At 61.6% G+C, this 18,490-nt stretch carries 17 protein-coding genes and 5 pseudogenes; 6 read left to right on the top strand and 16 right to left on the bottom strand.

The window, feature by feature from the left end:
- The first annotated feature begins 55 nt into the window (after nt 1-55).
- Nucleotides 56-259: a twin transmembrane helix small protein gene (locus AC0V2S_RS19265; protein ID WP_108095132.1), complete on the top strand. Its 204-nt coding sequence runs from the start codon at nt 56-58 to the stop codon at nt 257-259.
- A 9-nt stretch (nt 260-268) separates the two neighbouring features.
- Here the strand turns inward: AC0V2S_RS19265 and AC0V2S_RS19260 are convergent, their stop codons facing one another.
- Genes AC0V2S_RS19260 through coxB form a run of 4 tightly spaced genes read right to left on the bottom strand, consistent with a single transcriptional unit; the run spans nt 269 to nt 4,515 of the window.
- Complete coding sequence (locus AC0V2S_RS19260) at nt 269-1,192, bottom strand: cytochrome c oxidase subunit 3 (protein ID WP_475511117.1); 924 nt, start codon at nt 1,190-1,192, stop codon at nt 269-271.
- A gap of 27 nt (nt 1,193-1,219) precedes the next feature.
- The gene (locus AC0V2S_RS19255; RefSeq protein ID WP_475511116.1) at nt 1,220-1,765 is read right to left on the bottom strand and encodes a cytochrome c oxidase assembly protein; all 546 of its coding nucleotides are present in this window, start codon (nt 1,763-1,765) and stop codon (nt 1,220-1,222) included.
- A gap of 7 nt (nt 1,766-1,772) precedes the next feature.
- Nucleotides 1,773-3,380 (bottom strand): cytochrome c oxidase subunit I, encoded by a 1,608-nt coding sequence (gene ctaD / locus AC0V2S_RS19250; RefSeq protein WP_475511115.1) that lies wholly within the window; start codon nt 3,378-3,380, stop codon nt 1,773-1,775.
- Nucleotides 3,381-3,390: 10 nt separating this feature from the next.
- Nucleotides 3,391-4,515, bottom strand: a complete 1,125-nt coding sequence (coxB, locus tag AC0V2S_RS19245) for a cytochrome c oxidase subunit II (protein WP_475511114.1) — start codon at nt 4,513-4,515, stop codon at nt 3,391-3,393.
- A 407-nt stretch (nt 4,516-4,922) separates the two neighbouring features.
- Here coxB and AC0V2S_RS19240 point away from each other — a divergent pair, with 407 nt between their 5' ends.
- On the top strand, nt 4,923-5,570 hold the full coding sequence (locus tag AC0V2S_RS19240) for a hypothetical protein (RefSeq protein WP_475511113.1): 648 nt from the start codon (nt 4,923-4,925) through the stop codon (nt 5,568-5,570).
- An 87-nt stretch (nt 5,571-5,657) separates the two neighbouring features.
- On the opposite strand, the gene AC0V2S_RS19235 is transcribed toward AC0V2S_RS19240, so the two are convergent.
- The 4 genes from AC0V2S_RS19235 to AC0V2S_RS19220 all read right to left on the bottom strand — a co-directional run bounded on the left by AC0V2S_RS19235 (nt 5,658) and on the right by AC0V2S_RS19220 (nt 9,669).
- A complete protein-coding gene (locus AC0V2S_RS19235; protein WP_475511112.1) occupies nt 5,658-6,392 on the bottom strand; it encodes a carbonic anhydrase in 735 nt (244 codons plus the stop codon).
- Nucleotides 6,393-6,559: 167 nt separating this feature from the next.
- The gene (locus tag AC0V2S_RS19230; protein WP_475511111.1) at nt 6,560-7,498 is read right to left on the bottom strand and encodes a carbohydrate kinase family protein; all 939 of its coding nucleotides are present in this window, start codon (nt 7,496-7,498) and stop codon (nt 6,560-6,562) included.
- Between the two features lie 65 nt (nt 7,499-7,563).
- Nucleotides 7,564-8,625, bottom strand: coding sequence for a PA0069 family radical SAM protein (locus AC0V2S_RS19225; protein WP_475511110.1), 1,062 nt, complete (start codon nt 8,623-8,625; stop codon nt 7,564-7,566).
- Nucleotides 8,626-8,709: 84 nt separating this feature from the next.
- The gene (locus AC0V2S_RS19220) at nt 8,710-9,669 is read right to left on the bottom strand and encodes a bile acid:sodium symporter family protein (protein ID WP_475511145.1); all 960 of its coding nucleotides are present in this window, start codon (nt 9,667-9,669) and stop codon (nt 8,710-8,712) included.
- Nucleotides 9,670-9,793: 124 nt separating this feature from the next.
- Between AC0V2S_RS19220 and AC0V2S_RS19215 the strand changes: the two are divergent.
- A pseudogene (locus tag AC0V2S_RS19215) lies at nt 9,794-10,585 on the top strand (AraC family transcriptional regulator); the annotation flags it as partial.
- Between the two features lie 135 nt (nt 10,586-10,720).
- On the opposite strand, the pseudogene AC0V2S_RS19210 reads toward AC0V2S_RS19215, so the two are convergent.
- From AC0V2S_RS19210 to AC0V2S_RS19190, 5 genes and pseudogenes are all read right to left on the bottom strand, one after another.
- Nucleotides 10,721-11,487, bottom strand: a pseudogene (locus AC0V2S_RS19210) (DUF1835 domain-containing protein).
- A gap of 3 nt (nt 11,488-11,490) precedes the next feature.
- Nucleotides 11,491-11,757, bottom strand: a complete 267-nt coding sequence (locus tag AC0V2S_RS19205; protein ID WP_475511109.1) for a YheV family putative zinc ribbon protein — start codon at nt 11,755-11,757, stop codon at nt 11,491-11,493.
- A pseudogene (locus AC0V2S_RS19200) lies at nt 11,757-11,954 on the bottom strand (M3 family metallopeptidase); the annotation flags it as partial. The gene AC0V2S_RS19205 and the pseudogene AC0V2S_RS19200, both read right to left, overlap by 1 nt.
- A gap of 94 nt (nt 11,955-12,048) precedes the next feature.
- A pseudogene (locus AC0V2S_RS19195) lies at nt 12,049-13,019 on the bottom strand (M3 family metallopeptidase).
- A gap of 365 nt (nt 13,020-13,384) precedes the next feature.
- On the bottom strand, nt 13,385-13,678 hold the full coding sequence (locus tag AC0V2S_RS19190; RefSeq protein WP_475511108.1) for a hypothetical protein: 294 nt from the start codon (nt 13,676-13,678) through the stop codon (nt 13,385-13,387).
- Between the two features lie 237 nt (nt 13,679-13,915).
- On the opposite strand from AC0V2S_RS19190, the pseudogene AC0V2S_RS19185 reads away from it, so the two are divergent.
- Nucleotides 13,916-14,457, top strand: a pseudogene (locus AC0V2S_RS19185) (gamma carbonic anhydrase family protein).
- A gap of 116 nt (nt 14,458-14,573) precedes the next feature.
- On the opposite strand, the gene AC0V2S_RS19180 reads toward AC0V2S_RS19185, so the two are convergent.
- Complete coding sequence (locus tag AC0V2S_RS19180) at nt 14,574-15,332, bottom strand: SDR family NAD(P)-dependent oxidoreductase (protein WP_475511107.1); 759 nt, start codon at nt 15,330-15,332, stop codon at nt 14,574-14,576.
- Nucleotides 15,333-15,453: 121 nt separating this feature from the next.
- On the opposite strand from AC0V2S_RS19180, the gene AC0V2S_RS19175 reads away from it, so the two are divergent.
- Together AC0V2S_RS19175 and AC0V2S_RS19170 are read left to right on the top strand one after the other, a co-directional pair.
- Complete coding sequence (locus tag AC0V2S_RS19175; protein WP_475511106.1) at nt 15,454-16,356, top strand: LysR family transcriptional regulator; 903 nt, start codon at nt 15,454-15,456, stop codon at nt 16,354-16,356.
- 56 nt (nt 16,357-16,412) lie between these two features.
- On the top strand, nt 16,413-17,060 hold the full coding sequence (locus AC0V2S_RS19170; RefSeq protein ID WP_475511105.1) for an HAD family hydrolase: 648 nt from the start codon (nt 16,413-16,415) through the stop codon (nt 17,058-17,060).
- Here the strand turns inward: AC0V2S_RS19170 and AC0V2S_RS19165 are convergent.
- Nucleotides 17,057-17,290: a DUF1161 domain-containing protein gene (locus AC0V2S_RS19165; RefSeq protein ID WP_475511104.1), complete on the bottom strand. Its 234-nt coding sequence runs from the start codon at nt 17,288-17,290 to the stop codon at nt 17,057-17,059. The two genes, AC0V2S_RS19170 and AC0V2S_RS19165, sit on opposite strands and share 4 nt — an antisense overlap.
- 55 nt (nt 17,291-17,345) lie before the next feature.
- Nucleotides 17,346-18,419 carry an aminopeptidase gene (locus tag AC0V2S_RS19160; RefSeq protein WP_475511103.1) on the bottom strand — a complete coding sequence of 358 codons (1,074 nt, stop codon included), beginning with the start codon at nt 18,417-18,419 and terminating at the stop codon, nt 17,346-17,348.
- Between the last annotated feature and the right edge of the window lie 71 nt (nt 18,420-18,490).

Raw genomic sequence — 18,490 nt, 5'->3', positions numbered from 1 at the left:
GGGTGACTGGCTATACTCCACGGCATTCCCCTTCCCCATTGGCGAGACTCACACCATGCTCAAAGCGGCAATCGTGTTCATGCTGTTGGCCACCATCGTCAGTCTGTTCAGCGGCCTGTTCTTTCTGGTCAAGGACCAGGGCAACTCATCCCGGCTGGTCAATGCGCTGACCGTGCGTGTGGTGCTCGCGGCGCTGACCTTGGCGTTGGTGACCTGGGGCTTTTACAGCGGCCAGCTGGTCACCCACGCCACGTGGTAAGCCGGTGCGTTAAAGCACGTACACAAAGATAAACAGCCCCACCCACACCACATCGACGAAGTGCCAGTACCAACTGGCCGCTTCGAAACCGAAGTGCTGTTTCTCATCGAAATGGCCTTTCATGATGCGCACCAGCATCACCGTCAGAATCAACGTACCGATGGTGACGTGCGCCCCGTGAAAGCCGGTGAGCATAAAGAACGTGGCGCCGTAGATGCCCGAGCCCAGGGTCAGCCCCAGCTCGTGGTAGGCCTCTACATACTCAGTGACCTGCAGGGCCAGAAAGCACACACCGAGCAAAATCGTCAGCCCCAGCCAGGCCTTCAACGCCCCGCGTTTGCCGTGGCGCAATGCATGGTGGGCGAGGGTGACGGTGACGCTGGAGCTCACCAGCAAGATGGTGTTGATCAGCGGCAGGTGCCACGGGTCGATCACGCTTTTTGGTGGCGGAAACAGTTTCGGGTCCGGGGTGTGCAGCAGCGGCCAGGTGTATTCGAAATTCGGCCAGAGCATATGCGCCACGCCCTTGGCGCCGTCGCCGCCGAGCCACGGGCCGGCCCAGGTGCGCACATAGAACAGCGCGCCGAAGAAGGCTACAAAGAACATCACCTCGGAGAAGATGAACCAGCTCATGCCCCAGCGGAACGAGCGGTCCATCTGCGTGCTATAGAGGCCAGCACGGCTCTCCTTGATCACCGCGCTGAACCAGCCGAACAGCATGTACGCCACCAGCAATCCGCCGATGGAAAAAATCAGCGGCCCATGGGATTCCGGGCGCGCGGCCTTGAGGTCGTTGAACCAGGTGCCCAGGCCGTACATGGTGGTGAGCATGCCAATGGTGGCAATGATCGGCCACTTGCTCTGGTCCGGAACGTAGTAGTGCTCGTAAGTGGAACTGGGGCTCTTTTCCAGGGCCTCGTCGTGCGTCGCCATCTTATTGTTCTCCTTGTTTTACACCGCTTACTTGGCCGCGATCGGCGCGTGGCGAGCGGTGATGTCGAACAGCGTGTAACCGAGGGTCAGGTGGTAGACATCCTTGGGCAGATCACGGTCGACGATGAAGCGCACTTTCATTTCGATGCGTTCACCGGGTTGCAACACTTGCTGGTTAAAACAGAAGCAGGCGGTCTTGTGGAAATAGGCGGCCGCTTCCGACGGCACGATGCTGGGAATGGCCTGCGCCGCCATGGGTTTGTCGGTGGGGTTCTGGGCGATAAACGTCATCTCGTTGACCGCGCCGGGATGCACCATCACATCGGCCGCCACTGGGTGAAAATCCCAGACCATATCGGCGGCATTGGTGGCTAGAAACTGCACCTTCACCTGCCGCGCTTCATCCTCCTGTTGCTGGGCGCCGGCGTATTGCCCGGCGGTTTTGCCGTTGATGCCGAACGCTTTGCACATCACGTCGTAGATCGGCACCAAGGCAAAACCGAAGGCGAACATCACCACCACCAACAGCAGCAGGCGGGTGACCAGTTTCTTGGTGGCAATGCCTTCGCTCATGGCGGGCTCACTTCACTTCCGGCGGGGTGGTAAAGGTGTGGTACGGCGCGGGCGATGGAATGGTCCACTCCAGGCCATCAGCACCATCCCATGGTTTGGCCGGGGCCGGTTTGCCGCCACGGATGCACTTGATGACGATAAACAGGAACAGGAACTGCGTGGCGCCGAAGCTGAAGGCACCAATCGACGACACCATGTTGAAGTCGGCGAACTGCAGGTTGTAGTCCGGGATCCGCCGCGGCATGCCGGCCAGCCCCACGAAGTGCATCGGGAAGAAGGCCATGTTCATGCCCACGAACGACAGCCAGAAATGCAGCTTGCCGAGGGTTTCGTCGTACATGTGGCCGGTCCACTTCGGCAGCCAGTAATAGGCGGAAGCGAAGATACCGAAAATGGCGCCCGGCACCAGCACGTAGTGGAAGTGCGCCACCACGAAGTAGGTGTCGTGGTACTGGAAGTCCGCCGGGGCGATGGCCAGCATCAGCCCGGAGAACCCGCCGATGGTGAACAGAATCACGAAGGCCACGGCAAACAGCATCGGCGTTTCGAAGGTCAGCGAGCCCTGCCACATGGTGGTCACCCAGTTGAACACCTTCACCCCGGTGGGCACGGCAATCAACAAGGTCGCGTACATAAAGAACAGCTCGCCCACCAGCGGAATACCCACCACAAACATGTGGTGCGCCCAGACGATAAACGACAGGAAGGCAATCGAGGCGGTGGCGTACACCATCGAGGTGTAGCCAAAGAGCGGCTTGCGCGAGAACGCCGGAATGATCGAGCTGACGGCACCGAAGGCCGGCAGAATCATGATGTACACCTCGGGGTGGCCGAAGAACCAGAACACATGCTGGAACAGCACCGGGTCACCGCCACCGGCCGCACTGAAGAAGCTGGTGCCGAAGTGGATATCCATCAGCATCATCGTCACGCAACCGGCCAGTACCGGCATTACCGCAATCAGCAGGAAGGCGGTGATCAGCCAGGTCCAGACGAACAGCGGCATCTTCATCAACGTCATGCCGGGGGCGCGCAGGTTGAGGATGGTGGCGATCACGTTGATCGCGCCCATGATCGAGCTGATGCCCATCAGGTGAATGGCGAAGATGAAATAGGTGACGCTTTCCGGCGCGTAGGTGGTGGAGAGCGGCGCGTAGAACGTCCAGCCAAAGTTCGGTCCGCCACCGGCGGTGAACAAGGTGCTGATCAGCAACCCGAAGGCCGCCGGCAGCAGCCAGAAGCTGAAGTTGTTCATCCGTGGCAGGGCCATGTCCGGCGCCCCGACCATCAGCGGAATCATCCAGTTGGCCAGGCCGACGAAGGCCGGCATCACCGCGCCAAACACCATCACCAGGCCGTGCATGGTGGTCATCTGGTTAAAGAACGCCGGCTCTACAATTTGCAGCCCCGGCTGGAACAGCTCGGCGCGAATCACCATGGCGAACGAGCCGCCAATCAGAAACATCGCAAAGCTGAACCACAGGTACATGGTGCCGATGTCTTTGTGGTTGGTGGTCAGCACCCAGCGCATCAGGCCTTTGGCGGGTCCGTGATGCCCGTGGTCGTGGTCGTGGTCTGTGTGCCCAGCATGGCCAGGCTCAATCACTGCACTCATGGTGGGGCTCCTATTTGTTCGCCTGTTTCAGGGCCAGAACGTCTTTCGGGGTGACCATGTCACCGACGTTGTTGCCCCACGCGTTACGTTCGTAGGTGATCACCGCCGCGATATCCACTTCCGACAATTGCTTGCCGAACGCGGCCATCGCGGTGCCAGGCTTGCCGAAGAACACGGTGTGCAAGTGATCCTCCTTCGGCCCGGTGGCGACCTTGGAGCCCTTGAGCGCCGGGAACATCGGCGGCAGGCCCTGACCTTCGGGCTGGTGACAGGCGGCGCAGGTGGTGTGGTAAATCTTGTCGCCGCGCTCAACCAGTTCTTCGCGGGTCCATTCCTTGCTGGTCAGCTCTTTCATGGCCAGCGCTTCCTGCTTGCGCTCATCCAGCCACTTGGCGAAGTCTTCCTTGGATTTCACCTCGACCACGATGGGCATAAAACCGTGGTCCTTGCCGCACAGCTCGGCGCATTGGCCACGGTAGATGCCGGGCTTCTCCACCTTGGTCCAGGCTTCGTTCACAAAGCCTGGGATGGCATCGCGCTTCACCGCCAGCGCCGGCACCCACCAGGAGTGGATCACGTCGGCAGCGGTAATCAGGAAGCGCACTTTGGTGCCGGCAGGAATCACCAGCGGCTGATCCACTTCCAGCAGGTAGTGCTCGTCCTTGGGCGCCTGGTTGTGGATCTGCTCGGTGGGGGTGGCCAGGTTGCTGAAGAACTCCACCTCCTGACCGAGGTATTTGTAGTTCCACTTCCACTGGTAGCCGGTGACCTGGATATCCAGCTCCGACTCGCTGCTGTCGTAGATATTGATCAGCGTCTTGGTCGCCGGAATGGCCATCACCACCAGAATCACGAAGGGCACGACGGTCCAGAGAATCTCGACCGTCGTGCTTTCATGAAAATGTGAGGCGACCTGGCCGGTAGAGCGGCGGTGGACCAGCATCGACCAGAACATGGCGCCGAATACCAGTACGCCGATGACGGCGCAGATCAGGAAGATAGTCATGTGCAGATCGAACACGGCGTTGCTCGTTGCCGTTGCGCCCTGCGTCATATTCATGGTCCAGGCGGCGTGCGCCTGGCTGAATACCGACCACAGCAGGAGGCCCATCCAAACTCGTGGATGTCGCATCATTGCGGGTTCCCCTTATCGTTCTTGTTATCCCGCCGGCTATGCCTGCGGCGAAGGGAGCGTCGAGCTAGAAAACTGACTTAGCTGTCGCACCCATTCCTTGCCGTGGCTCAGTCCGGGTTCATCAGGTCATGTCTTTCGAGTCGGAGTATAGCCAGCGACTTCGACCTCGCAACGTGGAGGCGAAAATCGATACGAGCAGCCAGGCCGTGTGCTAAAGCCCCCGGTTCTATTGGCTTGGGCAAAGGTGTAACGCTGGCGTTATAACGGCGCGAACGGTAAAGAATGTGTAATTATCGCGATCAAGTCTGAGTAGCGGCTCGGTGCCAGCTAAGGTGTTTGTCTTTCGCACCTGTTTCATTGCTAAGCAGGCTATCCAGTTACTCCATGTCCTTTGTTCGGGAGCAGTCATGAAAACCGCCGCATTGCGCGAGCTGATTCAACGCGCACACCAGCATGAAGCTGACAGTGCCAACCTGGCCAAACAGCTCGAAGGAAAGATCGCCGATTTGCACCGTTCCATCCGTTTGCCGGCCGCCGATGAAAAAGGCGCGCTGGTGCGTTTCGTCGCCGCCTATATCGATCAGGTGCCGGATATTCTCGACGCCGCCAATCAGGTGGCGCGTGATGCCGGTATCGAAGGCCAGATCAAGCCGGTGTTGAAAGTGGCCGAGGAGTTTTTCCTCCACCCGCCGGCGCTAATGGCCGGCCACGAAGGGCTGGACGGCATGCTCGACGAAGCCTATCTGGCGCATCGTCTGGTGGAAGAAGTGAACGACCGCTATATCACCCACCTGGGCCAGCCGCTGATTCCGCTGGATACCACGGTCGCCAACCTGATCGCCCACCAGTTGATCGGCGAACCCTTTGCCAACCAACTGGACGAAGCCGTGCACCACGCCGTGGACGGCATGCTGGACGCGAGCATTTTCGAGCAGGAATCGGTGCAGGCCTATCGCGGCCGCCTGAGCAGCCCGAACACGCATGCGGCTTGGCAGCAGTGGCCATGTCTATCGCGGCAGCTGGGGGTGGAGTTGGAGTTGCAGGAAGTGGGTTGAGATTGTCGTTTCCAGGAAATCGAGGCTGAAGCCTCTCCCACTTCAAATCGCGTATTTCCTGTGGGAGAGGCTTCAGCCTCGACGCTTTTACTGCGGCGAATACCGCGGCCGAGGCGTCGCCATCGGAATCGGGCTGCTGCCATCCAGCGGCAAAAACTCCGCCCGCTCGGCGTCGTAGGCGCGAATCTCGCAGGTATCGATGCTGTACACCCAGCCGTGAATAAACAACTGCCCGCTGGCCATCTTCGAAGCCACCGACGGGTGCGTGCGCAGATGCTGGAGCTGGGCCACCACGTTCTCTTCGGTCAGCACACCCAACGTTTCATGTTCGGTGCCACAGCTGCAGTTGTCGGCCACCATGATCTTGGCCACCTCGGCATGGCGTAACCATGCTTTTACCGTCGGCATTTTTTCCAGGGTGTCGGGGTTCATCACCGCGCGCATGGCGCCGCAATCGGAGTGGCCGCACACGATGATGTGGTGCACGCCGAGGGCCAGCACCGCGTATTCGATGGCAGTGGAAACGCCGCCGTTCATTTGCCCATAAGGCGGCACCACGTTGCCCACGTTACGGGTGACGAACAGATCGCCCGGCGAGCTTTGCGTAATCAATTCCGGAACGATGCGCGAGTCAGCGCAGGTGATAAACATCGCCCGTGGGCGCTGGGCGTTGGCGAGCTTTTGAAACAGCTCCTGCTGCTCGGGGAAGACGTCGGTGCGAAACCGCTGGAAGCCCGCCACGATCTGCTGCAACGCCTCATCGGCGCCTTCGCCCTGGGCCTGGTCGAGGCGGTCGAGATTCTGTTGGTCGCGCGTGTTCATAGAGACTCCTGAGCAGGGAACGGGGGCCTGAAAGACTATAGGCGGGTATTGTTCCAGCTAAGAAAGGGATTCTCAACGCGGGGATAGGTGTTTGCAGGAATCGAGGCTGAAGCCTCTCCCACACGGACAGATGCTTTAGTGTGGGAGAGGCTCCAGCCTCGATGCTTTTAGAGCACGACCTCATGATGGAAAGGCAAATCCGGCCCAGTGCGCGAGCAGGTCAACGCGGCAGCAGCCACGGCGTAGTTGAGCAAACTATCCAGTTGCTCGCGACTCAACCGTGCAATCCCTTCCGGGCTATCCAGCTCAGCACGTGTCAGCCAGGCCAGCAGCGCGGCCTGAAAGGTGTCGCCCGCGCCGACCGTGTCGCGCACTTGAACGCTACGCGGTGGCACTTCGACAACACCGTGCTCACGGCTAAACGCCGTCGCGCCTTTGCTGCCGCGGGTCATCACCACCAGCTGGCAACGCCCACCCAGCCAGCGCTCGATAATCTGCTCCGGCGCCGTCTCGGGGTAGAGAAGCCCCAAGTCTTCATCACTTACTTTGATCAGGTCAGCCAGCGTCGCCAGCTCTTCCACGCGCTCACGCCACAACGCCACATCGGGCTGCGGGTTCAGGCGCACATTGGGGTCCAGGCTGATCAACCGCTTGCCGGCTTCGCGACGTGCCAGCTCCAGCAGCGTGTCGCCAATTGGCTGCACCACCAGCGAGAACGAGCCCAGGTGCAGCCCGCGCACGTCGTTGCCGAGCACCGGCAGGTGTTCGCTGCGCAGGGCTCGGTCAGCGCAGCCTTCGCCGCGGAAGGAGTAGTGTGGGTGGCCGTTGGCATCCAGCGCGACCATGGCCATGGTGGTGGGGGTGTCGCTGGCGATCAGAAAGTCGCCGCGTACGCCTTCTTCCTCCAGCACCCGACGCAGGCGTTCGCCGAGAAAGTCGTTGGAGAGCCCGCCGAACAAAGCCGAGTCCACACCCAGACGACGCAAGCCCACCGCCACGTTGAAGGGCGAGCCACCGGCGATGGCCTTGTATTCAAGCTCGCTGCTGCGCGCGCCGGCTGCATGGGTGAAAAAGTCGAACAACGCTTCGCCGCACACCACGTACATAGTCCACTCCAGAGGCTGATTATTGTGCGTGCACGGTAGCGTGCGCGCCGGCCTGTGCCCAGCGCCTAGAGCAAGTTCATTTGTGCGCCAGGTGGGCAGAACTGGCTGCAGTCCAGCTCGAAATCGCCGCGCCGGTTCAGGTCCAGGCGTTTGATCGCCAGCTTGAAACGCTGGTTCAGCAGCTCGGCGAAAATACCTTCGCCCTTCATGCGCACGCCAAAGCGGCTGTCGTAATTCTTGCCGCCGCGGGACTGGCGAATCAGGCTCATCACATGGGCCGCGCGGTCGGGGAAGTGGCTGTTCAACCATTCCTCGAACAGCTCGGCAATTTCCAGCGGCAGGCGCAGCAGGATATAGCCGACCGAGCGTGCGCCCGCCTCTTTGGCGGCGGCGAGAATCTGCTCCAGCTCCATGTCGTTGATCATCGGAATTACCGGCGCCACCAGCGCACTCACCGGCACGCCGGCCTCGTGCAATTCCTTCATCGCCCGCAGGCGCGCCTTCGGTGACGCGGCGCGCGGCTCCATGATGCGTTTCAACTCATCGTCCAGGGTGGTCATGCTAAACGCCACGCTCACCAGGTTGCGGCTGGCCAGCTCACTGAGCAGATCGAGGTCGCGCAGAATCAGCGAGCTCTTGGTGATGATGTGTACCGGGTGGCGGTAGCGCAGCAGAATTTCCAGGCTGCGGCGAGTCAGCTGTTGTTCGCGTTCGATGGGTTGGTAAGCGTCGGTGTTGATGCCCAGGGCAATCGGCGCCGGTACATAGCCGGGTTTTTGCAGCTGCTCTTCCAGGCGGCTGGCCAGGTTGGTCTTGGCGATGAGCTTGGTTTCGAAATCGATGCCCGGCGATAAATCCCAATACGCGTGGCTGGGGCGGGCGAAGCAGTAAATGCAGCCGTGCTCACAGCCACGGTAGGGGTTTACCGAGCGGTCGAAGCCGACGTCTGGCGAGGTATTGCGGGTGATCACGCTCTTGGCGAACTCCTCGCGCACCTCGGTGGTGAAGGTGAACGGGGTTTCTTCCTGGTACCAGCCGTCGTCCTCGCGCACCGAGCGGGTGGCGGCGAAGCGGTTGTGCGGGTTGCTGGCCGTACCACGGCCGCGAGGTGGGAGAAACTGCGACATGGCGCACCTGCAAACAATTTACTGGATGTATGTACAGTAAATTGTTTGCGGGAAAGGCGCCAGACGCCGTCGGGAATTTTCCGCTTAGCGGCGCTCGGCGACCGCCGTTTCGTCGGTTTCCTCGCGCTCGGAGAAGCGCTGGGCGAGTACCGCACACACCATCAGCTGAATCTGGTGAAATAGCATCAGCGGCAGAATCAGCAGGCCGATGGAGCCGCCGGCAAACAGCACCTGGGCCATGGGCACGCCGGTGGCCAGGCTCTTTTTCGAACCGCAGAACAAAATGGTGATGCGGTCTTCCATGTTGAAGCCCAGCCACTTGCCGAGGAAATGCACGATCACCAGCGCCAGGGCCAACAGCACGCAGCAGGCCAGCACCAGGCCCAGCAGCTTGGGCAGCGGCACCTGATGCCACAGGCCTTCGATCACCGCTTCGCTAAAGGCCGTGTACACCACCAGCAAAATCGAACCCTGATCGACATAGCGCAGCCAGTTTTTATTGGCTGCCACCCAGGTGCCGATCCAGCGGCGGGCGATTTGCCCGGCAATAAACGGCAGCAGCAATTGCACGCTGATTTTCACGATGGCATCGAGGGTGGAACCACCTTCGCCGTGCACGTTAAGCAGCAGAGTTACCAACAGCGGCGTCAGAAAAATCCCGAACAGGCTGGAAGCAGCCGCACTGCAAATGGCCGCCGGAATATTGCCGCGTGCCAGCGAGGTAAAGGCAATCGCCGACTGCACCGTGGCCGGCAGGGCGCAGAGGTAAAGGATGCCCATATACAGCTCGTTGCCAACCACCGGCGATAGCACCGGCTTGAGCGCCAGGCCCAGCAGCGGAAAGAGGATAAAGGTGCAGCTGAACACCAGCAGATGCAGGCGCCAGTGGCCGGCACCGGCAATGATCGCCTCGCGCGAAAGCTTGGCGCCGTGCAGGAAAAACAGCAGGGCGATGGCGATATTGGTGATCCAGCCGAAGGCCACAGCGGCGGTACCGCTGCACGGCAAGAGGCTAGCGGTGGCGACGACAGCGATCAGCGTCAGGGTGAAGTTATCGGGAGGAGCTTCGAGCGGGCCATGGGCGTGGTACCGGAGGACAGGTTGCCAAAGAGTAGGCCGGGACTTTAACGTGGCCACTCATTACCGACTAACGCCAGAAAGCCAGAATATGCCGGCAAACGGACAGATTTCCCCGCAACCCCTCGGCCAACGCCGGGTTCCGACCATGACGAACCTGCCGCGCCCTGTATTTGCGCGGGCCGAATCGCTGCCGCTGCAAGTAGGCACGCCGCGTCACAGCCACCCGTGGGTGCAACTTTCCTACGCGATTCAGGGCGTGCTGCATGTGCACACCGACGCCGGCAGTTTTGTCGCGCCGCCGCAGCGGGCGATCTGGATTCCCGCCGGGCTGGAGCATGAAGTGATTAGCTCGCCGCACACCGAGTTGCGTGGGCTGTATCTGGATTGCGCAGTCACCGACTGGGCGCCGGGGCATTGCCGAGTGCTGAGCGTAAGCCCGCTGACCCGCGAATTGATCAGCCGCTTTTCAGCATTGCCGGTGGAATACGACGAGACGGGCGCCGATGGGCGTTTGGTGCAGGTGTTGCTGGACCAGCTGCGCAGCGCCGAAGAAGTGCACCTGTCGCTGCCGCTGCCGACCGATCCGCGGTTGCAGCAGCTGTGCCGCCGCTTGCAGGCCCACCCTGAAGATAGCCGCAGCTTGAGCGATTGGAGTGGGCAGTTGGGGACGTCGGAGAAAACCTTGAGCCGACTGTTTCTGCGCGATACCGGGCTGACGTTTCGTGCCTGGCGTCAGCGCTTGCGGTTGCTGGGTGCGTTGTCTCCGCTGGAGCAGGGCGCGCGGGTGACGGATGTGGCGTTGGGGTGCGGGTATGACTCGACGTCGGCGTTTATTGCGGCGTTTCGGCAGCAGTTCGAGTGCACGCCGGGGAGTTTTTTCGCCGGGGTTAGTTCACCTGGCCATCCCTCACGCCGTCATCCCAGCGCAGGCTGGGATCCAGAATCTTGGATGGGACGCCTATTTGCGCAAGACGCAACACGCTGGGTCCCAGCCTGCGCTGGGACGACGGTGGGTTTAGGAGGGTTTGCGCGCACTCAGCTCAGAGTAGGTATGCACATCCGCATCACCCGAAAGCTCCAACCGTCCCGCCTTGGCCAACTCCCGCGCCCGCCAAAACAGAAAAAGTCCGTCGCAAAAAAACCATCGCTATGCCCCATCACCTCAGCCATGGCCCGCGCCAGCGGTTGCCATTGGTCGTTGCAGGCGTTGAGCAACGCGGAGTCGATGGCGCGGTAGTCTTCACCGTGGAAGGCGTCGTTAGACCAGCGCCGCACCACAGCGCTTTCCGCCACGGCCTGGTGCCATTGCGCGGCCAGCCGTTGCCGGCGCGCCGGGCTGACCAGCTTGGGTTCGTACAACTTCAGCAGTTCATCCGGCGCGTGCATGGCCACCGCACGGCGCCACGCTACGCGGCTGTCGCCGGTGCCGCAGGGCACTTCGAAAAACGGCAGGTGGCTGTGTTGCAGCGCGGCGGCAACCCGGCAGAGCATCAACTGTTCGGAGCAGCTGTCGCCATGCCAGAGGGTGACCGGTTCGGTGTGGGTGGCCAGGCCTTGCAGCCAGAGCACATCGTCGCTGAGGGTGGAAAAGTCGGGTGCAGGCTTTACCGCCGCGGGCCAGACCGACTGCCAGAACGCCGCACGTTGGGTGCACGGCGGACGATCAACATCCACCAACGGCCCGACTGCCAGGTCATCCCGCAGCACCTGCAACGACAGTTCCTCGCCGACTACTCGAGTCACGCCCTCAGCCGCGTTGTCGCCGCACACCACATGCCACATAGCTTATTCCGCTGGTTTTTTAAGCTTCGGATTGGGAAAAAACTGCACGCCCTGCACCTTGGGGTCGGCCTGTTTCACTGCGATCTTGTTGACCCGCGTGCCCAACTCTCTGGGCACTGACTGACCTTGTTCGTTCAACGTATCAGCGTAGCCGCACGCCACGCATTCGCGGTGCGGCGTGCCGTCCACGTCCCACATTTGAATCTTGTCGCCCTCGCTGCACGCCGGGCACACGGCCCCGGCGATAAAGCGTTTTTTGCCGATTGCCATTACGCCGCCTCCGCACTCAGACCGAGGTGACGCAGCAGGGCATCAATGCTCGGCTCGCGACCGCGGAAGTCGACGAACAGCACCATCGGCGCCTGCGAGCCGCCACGGGCCAGAATCGCTTCGCGGAACGCGCGGCCGGTGTCGGCATTGAGCACGCCGTCTTCCTCGAACTTGGAGAAGGCATCTGCCGACAGTACTTCAGCCCATTTGTAGCTGTAGTAACCAGCCGCGTAACCGCCGGCAAAATATGCGCAAAGCTGTTGGGAAACCGGTTGTAGGCCGGCGGGCGCATTACCGACACCTCGGTGCGGATGCCTTCCAGCACGTCGAGCACCGAACGGCCGTCGCCATGGGTGGCGTGCAGTTCGAAGTCGAACAGGAGAACTCCACCTGCCGCGCCATCATCAGGCCGGACTGGAAGTTTTTCGCGGCGAGCATTTTTTCCAGCAGGTCTTGCGGCAGTGCTTCGCCGGTTTTGTAGTGCCCGGAAATCAGCGCCAGGCCCTCAGGCTCCCAGCACCAGTTCTCCATAAATTGGCTCGGCAGCTCAACCGCATCCCAGGCCACGCCATTGATGCCCGAAGCACCGGCGTGTTCAACGCGGGTGAGCAGGTGGTGCAGGCCATGGCCGAATTCGTGGAACAGGGTGGTGACTTCATCGTGGGTCAGCAGCGCCGGCTGGTCGCCCACGGCCGGGGTGAAGTTGCACACCAGATTGGCTACCGGGCTTACCACGTTGCCGCTGGCGGTGCGGCGCTTGTCGCGCGCGCCGTCCATCCAGGCGCCGCCGCGTTTGTTGGCGCGGGCGTAGAGGTCGAAGAAGAAGCGGCCGACGTGCTGGCCGTTTTCCTTGATTTCGAACAGACGGACATCCGGGTGCCAGGTATCGAAGCCTTTCAGCTCGGCGATTTCGATGCCGTACAACTTCTGCACGATGGCAAACAGGCCCTCAGCACTTTGTCGATGGGGAAGTAGGCGCGCAAAATTTCCTGGGAAATGCTGTAACGACGCTCGCGCAGTTTTTCGCTGTAGTAGCCCACGTCCCAGCTTTGCAGATCGGCGCAGCCTTGCTCGTTGGCATAGCCCTTCAGCTCGCCGAGGTCTTGTTCGGCAAACGGCTTGCTGCGCTGCGCCAGGTCGCGCAGGAAGGTCAGCACCTGGTCGTTGTTCTCAGCCATTTTGGTGGCCAGGCTTAGCTCGGAGTAGTTGGCGAAACCCAGCAGCTGGGCCAGCTCCTGACGCAGGTCGAGGATTTCGGCCATCACCGGGCGTTGTCGTTCTTGCCGGCATTCGGCCCTGGTCGGAGGCGCGGGTGCAGTAGGCGGCGTAACAGCTCTTCACGCAGGGCGCGGGTCGTTGGCGTAGGTCATTACCGCGTAGTAGCTGGGGAATTCCAGGCTGATCACCAGCCATCCAGTTCCTTGGCCTGGGCGGCTTGGGCCATCTGCGCCTTGGCCGATTCCGGCAAACCATCCAGGGCGTCTTCGTCGAGGTATGTTTGGTCCAGGCCTGGGTGGCGTCGAGCAACTGGTTGGAGAAGCGGCTGCCCAGCTCCGAGAGTTTCATCTGGATGGCGCCATAGCGCTGCTGATCGGCTTCCGGCAGATCAATACCGGACAGGCGGAAATCACGCAGGGCGTTTCGCAGAATGGTGGTTTTGCGCCACATCGAAGTTAGCGGCGGCCGGGCTATTGGCCAGGGCTTCATAGGCCTGGAACAGCGCGCGGTTCTGGCCGAGTTCGGTCCAGTACTCCGACAGCTTGGGCAGGCACGCCTCGTAGGCTTCGCGCAATTCGGCGTTGTTGCACACCGCATTCAGGTGGCTGACTGGGCTCCAGGCACGGCCCAGGCGCTCGCCTTGCTCGTCCAGCGCCAACACCAGGCCGTCCCAGGTTGGGGTTTGCGGCTGTTCGGCCAGCACTTGGCCAGCGCTTCGCGGCCCTCACGCAGCAGCGTGTCGACGGCGGGTTCGACGTGTTCGGGGCGGATAGCGGAGTAGGGTGGGAGGTCGAAGGCTTGCAGTAGAGGGTTGTTCTCGCTCACGACGGTCACCTGTCTGGCTGGGAAATTCGGGCTGTAGCTACTTGGATGCGCTTCAGCAGATATGGCGCCATCTTAATTACAATCAAGGCCAAACGCAGCCTAGGAGCTTTCTATCGTGGCAATTCGTAAATATCAGGGCACCACGCCGACCCTCGGCGAAAAGGTGTTTGTCGACGCGTCAGCCGTGGTGATCGGCGACGTGGTGCTGGGCGATGACAGCTCGGTATGGCCGCTGACGGTGATTCGCGGCGATATGCACCGCATCCGGATCGGCGCGCGCACCAGAGCGTGCAGGATGGCAGCGTGCTGCATATCACCCACGCCGGCCCGTTCAACCCGATGGCTTTCCGTTGCTGATTGGCGATGACGTGACCATCGGCCATAGGTGATGCTGCACGGCTGCACCGTGGGCAACCGCATTTTGATCGGCATGGGCTCGACAGTGATGGATGGCGCGGTGGTCGAGGACGAAGTGATCATCGGCGCCGGCAGCCTGGTGCCGCCGGGGCGGGTGTTGGAGAGCGGGTTTCTGTATGTGGGCAGCCGGCCAAACAGGCGCGCCCGCTGACCGAAAAGGAGCGGGCGTTTTTTACCTACAGCGCGGCGAATTATGTGCGGTTGAAGGACCAACACCTTGCCGAAGGTTATGACCTGTAGGTTGGGTTGAGCCAACGGCGAAGCCAACAGGCCGGGGATCGGCCGGCGCGTATCGGTCCTAGTCCTAGTTGGGCTTCGCTGCGCTCAACCCAACCTACGTCGCTCCTACAAAAGGGTTAGAGAAACATCCCGCCCGACGCCTCAATCCGCTGCGCATTGATCCAGCGGCTGCCTTCGCTGAACAGCAAGGCAATCGCCGCGCCGATATCGTCGGGCACGCCCACGCGGCCGAGCGCGGTGTTACTGGCCACCATCGCATTCAGTGCCGCGTTGTCACGCACCGCGCCGCCGCCAAAATCGGTTTCGATGGCGCCCGGTGCCAGGGTGTTCACGCTGATACCACGGGCACCCAGCTCCTTGGCCTGGTAGCGGGTCAGCACTTCAATCCCGCCTTTCATCACCGCGTACGCGGCATACCCCGGCAGGGCAAAGCGCGCCAGGCCGGACGAGACGTTCACGATCTTCCCGCCATCGGCCAGCAACGGCAGCAGCCGCTGGGTCAGAAAGAACGGGCCTTTGAGGTGCACGTTTACCAGTTCGTCGAACTGCGCCTCGCTGGTTTCGGCGAAGCTCGCGTGAATGCCCATGCCGGCGTTGTTGAGCAGAAAGTCGAAGGTGTCGCGTTCGAAGTGGCTGGTCAGCGCGCTTTTCACGTTATCGGCAAATGCGGCAAAGCTGACGCTTTCGGCCACGTCCAGTTGCAGCATCACGGCGCGCCCGCCGGCTTCTTCGATCTGGGTGACCAACGCTTGCGCGTCGTCACGGCGGCTGTGGTAGGTGCCGATAATGTCCACACCCTGGGCGGCCAGGTGCAGTGCTGCGTTTTTGCCAAGGCCGCGACTGGCGCCGGTGATCAGTGCAATTTTACGAGTCATGCTGTGCATCTCCAGAAGGGGCTAGCGGTGAGGTCGAGGCCACTGTAGGGTTTGGGCATAAGTCGATAAAGACGAAGAATCTGCATAAACAATGCGGATTAGCCGAACAATAGGCGCGGCCATGAACAAGCTCGATCTGTACAAAACCTTTGCCCGGGTAACCGAACTGGCCAGTTTTACCCAGGCCAGTGAAAGCCTGGGGCTGCCTAAGTCCACCGTGTCTGAACATGTGCGCTTGCTTGAAGAGCTGCTCGGCGCGCGCCTGCTGCAACGCACCACGCGCAAGGTGCAGGCGACCCAGGACGGGCTGGTGCTGTACGAGCGCTGCAAAGACATGCTCGACCAGGTGGACGAACTGGAAAGCCTGTTTCGCCAGGACCAGAGCGTGTTACGCGGTCGCCTGCGCATCGACCTGCCGACCGTGACCGCCCGCGAATACGTGCTGCCGCACTTGCCGGCATTCAGCGACCTGCACCCGCATATCGAGCTGGAAATCAGCGCCACCGACCGGCGCGTCGATCTGGTGCGCGAGGGGTTTGACTGCGTGATGCGGGTGGGCGAATTGCCGGACGCCAGCCTCGTGGCCCGGCCGCTCGGTGCGCTGCGCCAGGCCAACTACGCGAGCCCCGCGTACCTCGAACGCTATGGCACGCCGCGCACGCTGGACGACCTGACCAACCACCGGCTGGTGCATTACGTGACCACGTTCGGCTCGCGCTCGGTGGGCTTCGAGTACCAGCAAGACGGCAAACGCCACTGCCTGCCCATGGCCGGCACCGTGACCGTGAATAACACCGACTGCTACAACGCCGCCTGCCTGGCGGGCTTTGGCATCGTGCAGGCGCCGGTCGCCGGCAAACGTGAATGCCTGGCGCGCGGCGAGTTGGTGGAGATATTGCCCGAGTGGGTGCCGGCGCCGATGAACGTGACGCTGCTGTACGCCCACCGGCGCAATCTGCCCCACCGGGTGAAGGTGTTTATGGAGTGGCTGGCGGTGACGATGGCGCCGCATTTGAACGCGTGAACGTACACCGTCGGGGCGGTTATCATGGCGCCCCCGCACTTTGGGCGAGCCTTGCCATGCACCAGCAAACCATCCTCTTCGACCTCGACGGCACCCTCACCGACCCCCGTGAAGGCATCACCCGTTCGATTCAATTCGCCCTGGCCCAACTCGGCATCGACGAGCCGGACCTGCGCCAGCTTGAGCACTTTATCGGCCCGCCTTTGCTGCAAGCCTTTATGCAGTTCTATGCCTTCGATGAGGCCAAGGCCTGGCAAGCAGTGAATTTTTACCGGGAGCGGTTCAAGGTCACCGGCCTGTACGAGAACCTGGTGTTCGAAGGCGTCGGTGAACTGCTCAGCAGCCTCAATGCCCAGGGCCGCACGCTGTATATCGCGACCTCCAAACCTCACGTATTCGCCCGCGAAATTGCCCGGCATTTTGATTTCGCCAAGCACTTCAAAGTGATTTACGGCAGCGAGCTGGATGGCACCCGCACCAACAAGGTCGAGCTGATTGCTCACCTGCTGGAGCAGGAGCAACTGGACCCGGCGCAGACTTTGATGATCGGCGACCGCAAGCACGACCTCATCGGCGCGCGCAGCAATGGGCTGGAGTCGGTTGCGGTGGGTTATGGCTTTGGCAGCGAGGAAGAAATTCTGGCCGAAAGTCCGACTTATCACTTCCGCACGCTGGCCGAATTACACGCGGCGTTTCAGCGTTAACGGCCGTTCTTCTGGTAGATGATTTTCTTGCTGCCGTACTCGCAGCTGCCGACCACCATGCTTGGGTCGTGCACCTCGGCTTTATCGACAATTTCCAGGGTGTAGCTGGCCGCGCCGGCAGCCTGGATCTTGGTTTCGATTTCCTGCTTTAGCTCGTCGCAGGACTTGGGCGCGGCGAACGCGGGCGCTGCCAGAACGGCGAACAGCAGGCTGACGATGATTCTGTTCATGGCACATTTCTCTGTAGGAGAGGCTTCAGCCTCGAGCTTTTGACTGCGCCGCAAACTATTCAGTTCGGCCCCGCTGCAGCTGCGCCAAACGGTCTTGTCGTTCGGCGTCGGGCAACTCACCCAGGGTTTTCACCGCCGCATAAAACTGCGGCCAGTTGCCGTTCACTTCACGAAACAACGCGGCAAACGCCGGCTGCCATTGGTCATACAACCCGAAGGGCAACAGCTTGGCGTTGTTCAGCGGGCGGTACATCCACGCGTCAAAGCGGCCATCGCCTGCCCATTGGGTAGTGCGCAGCACGCGGTATTCGCTGCGCAACCGTTCGAACTCGGCCGCCTTGGCACTGCGCATTTGCGCCTCGGTCTTGCCGCTTGAATACACGGCTTGCAGGCGATCACGGCTGGCTAAGACCAACGCGCTGAACTGCTCGCGCTGACGGTCCCGTGCGCCGTCTTCGGCGGCCTTCAAACCCCGCGCCGCACGCCATTGGCGCAGCCCTTCGGTCTCGACAAAGCTGGCGTAGGACTCATTGAACGCGGTGTCGCCCGGCAGGTAGAACTGCTGGTGCGCCAGCTCATGGAAGATCACCGACACCCAGCGCTGATCGTCCCAACGCAGCATCGTGTTGAGCAGCGGATCGGCAAACCAGCCGAGGGTGGAATAGGCCTCGATGCCGGCCACATACGTATCCAACCCGTCCTGTTTGAGCAGCGCCGCCGCGCCACGGGCGCGGTTCTGGTCATAAAAGCCGCGATAGGCCACGCAGCCGGCAATGGGGAAGCAGTGGGTTTGCGGCTCCAGTGAAAATTCCGGCGTGGCGAACACATTCCACACCACATAAGGCCGGCCTAGGTCGGCGTACAGGCGATAGCTCTGGTTATCCGGCAGGCCGAGTTCGCGGCTGGCGAAGGTGCGGGCGTCTTCGGCCAGGGCCAGACGTTTGCGCAATTGCGGGTCGAGATCGGGTTTGGCGAGCAACTCGCTGATGGGCTCGCGCCGGCGCAGCAGATCGACCTGACCGGTCAGCAACTGCGTGTAGTAGCTGCAACCGTTCAGCAGCAAAACCAGGGACAGCGGAACCCAGCGCCAGCGCGGCAGGTCGAGTAACCAGGATAAGCAGGGCGGCATGGGCGATCCGGCAAAGGCTAAGGCTGGCGCAGAACCTACCCCATCCCGCTCCCGCGCTCCAGCCAGCGCTG

The sequence above is a fragment of the Pseudomonas sp. CC11G genome, assembly GCF_056174845.1.
This window is presented reverse-complemented; position numbering and strand designations above follow the sequence as displayed.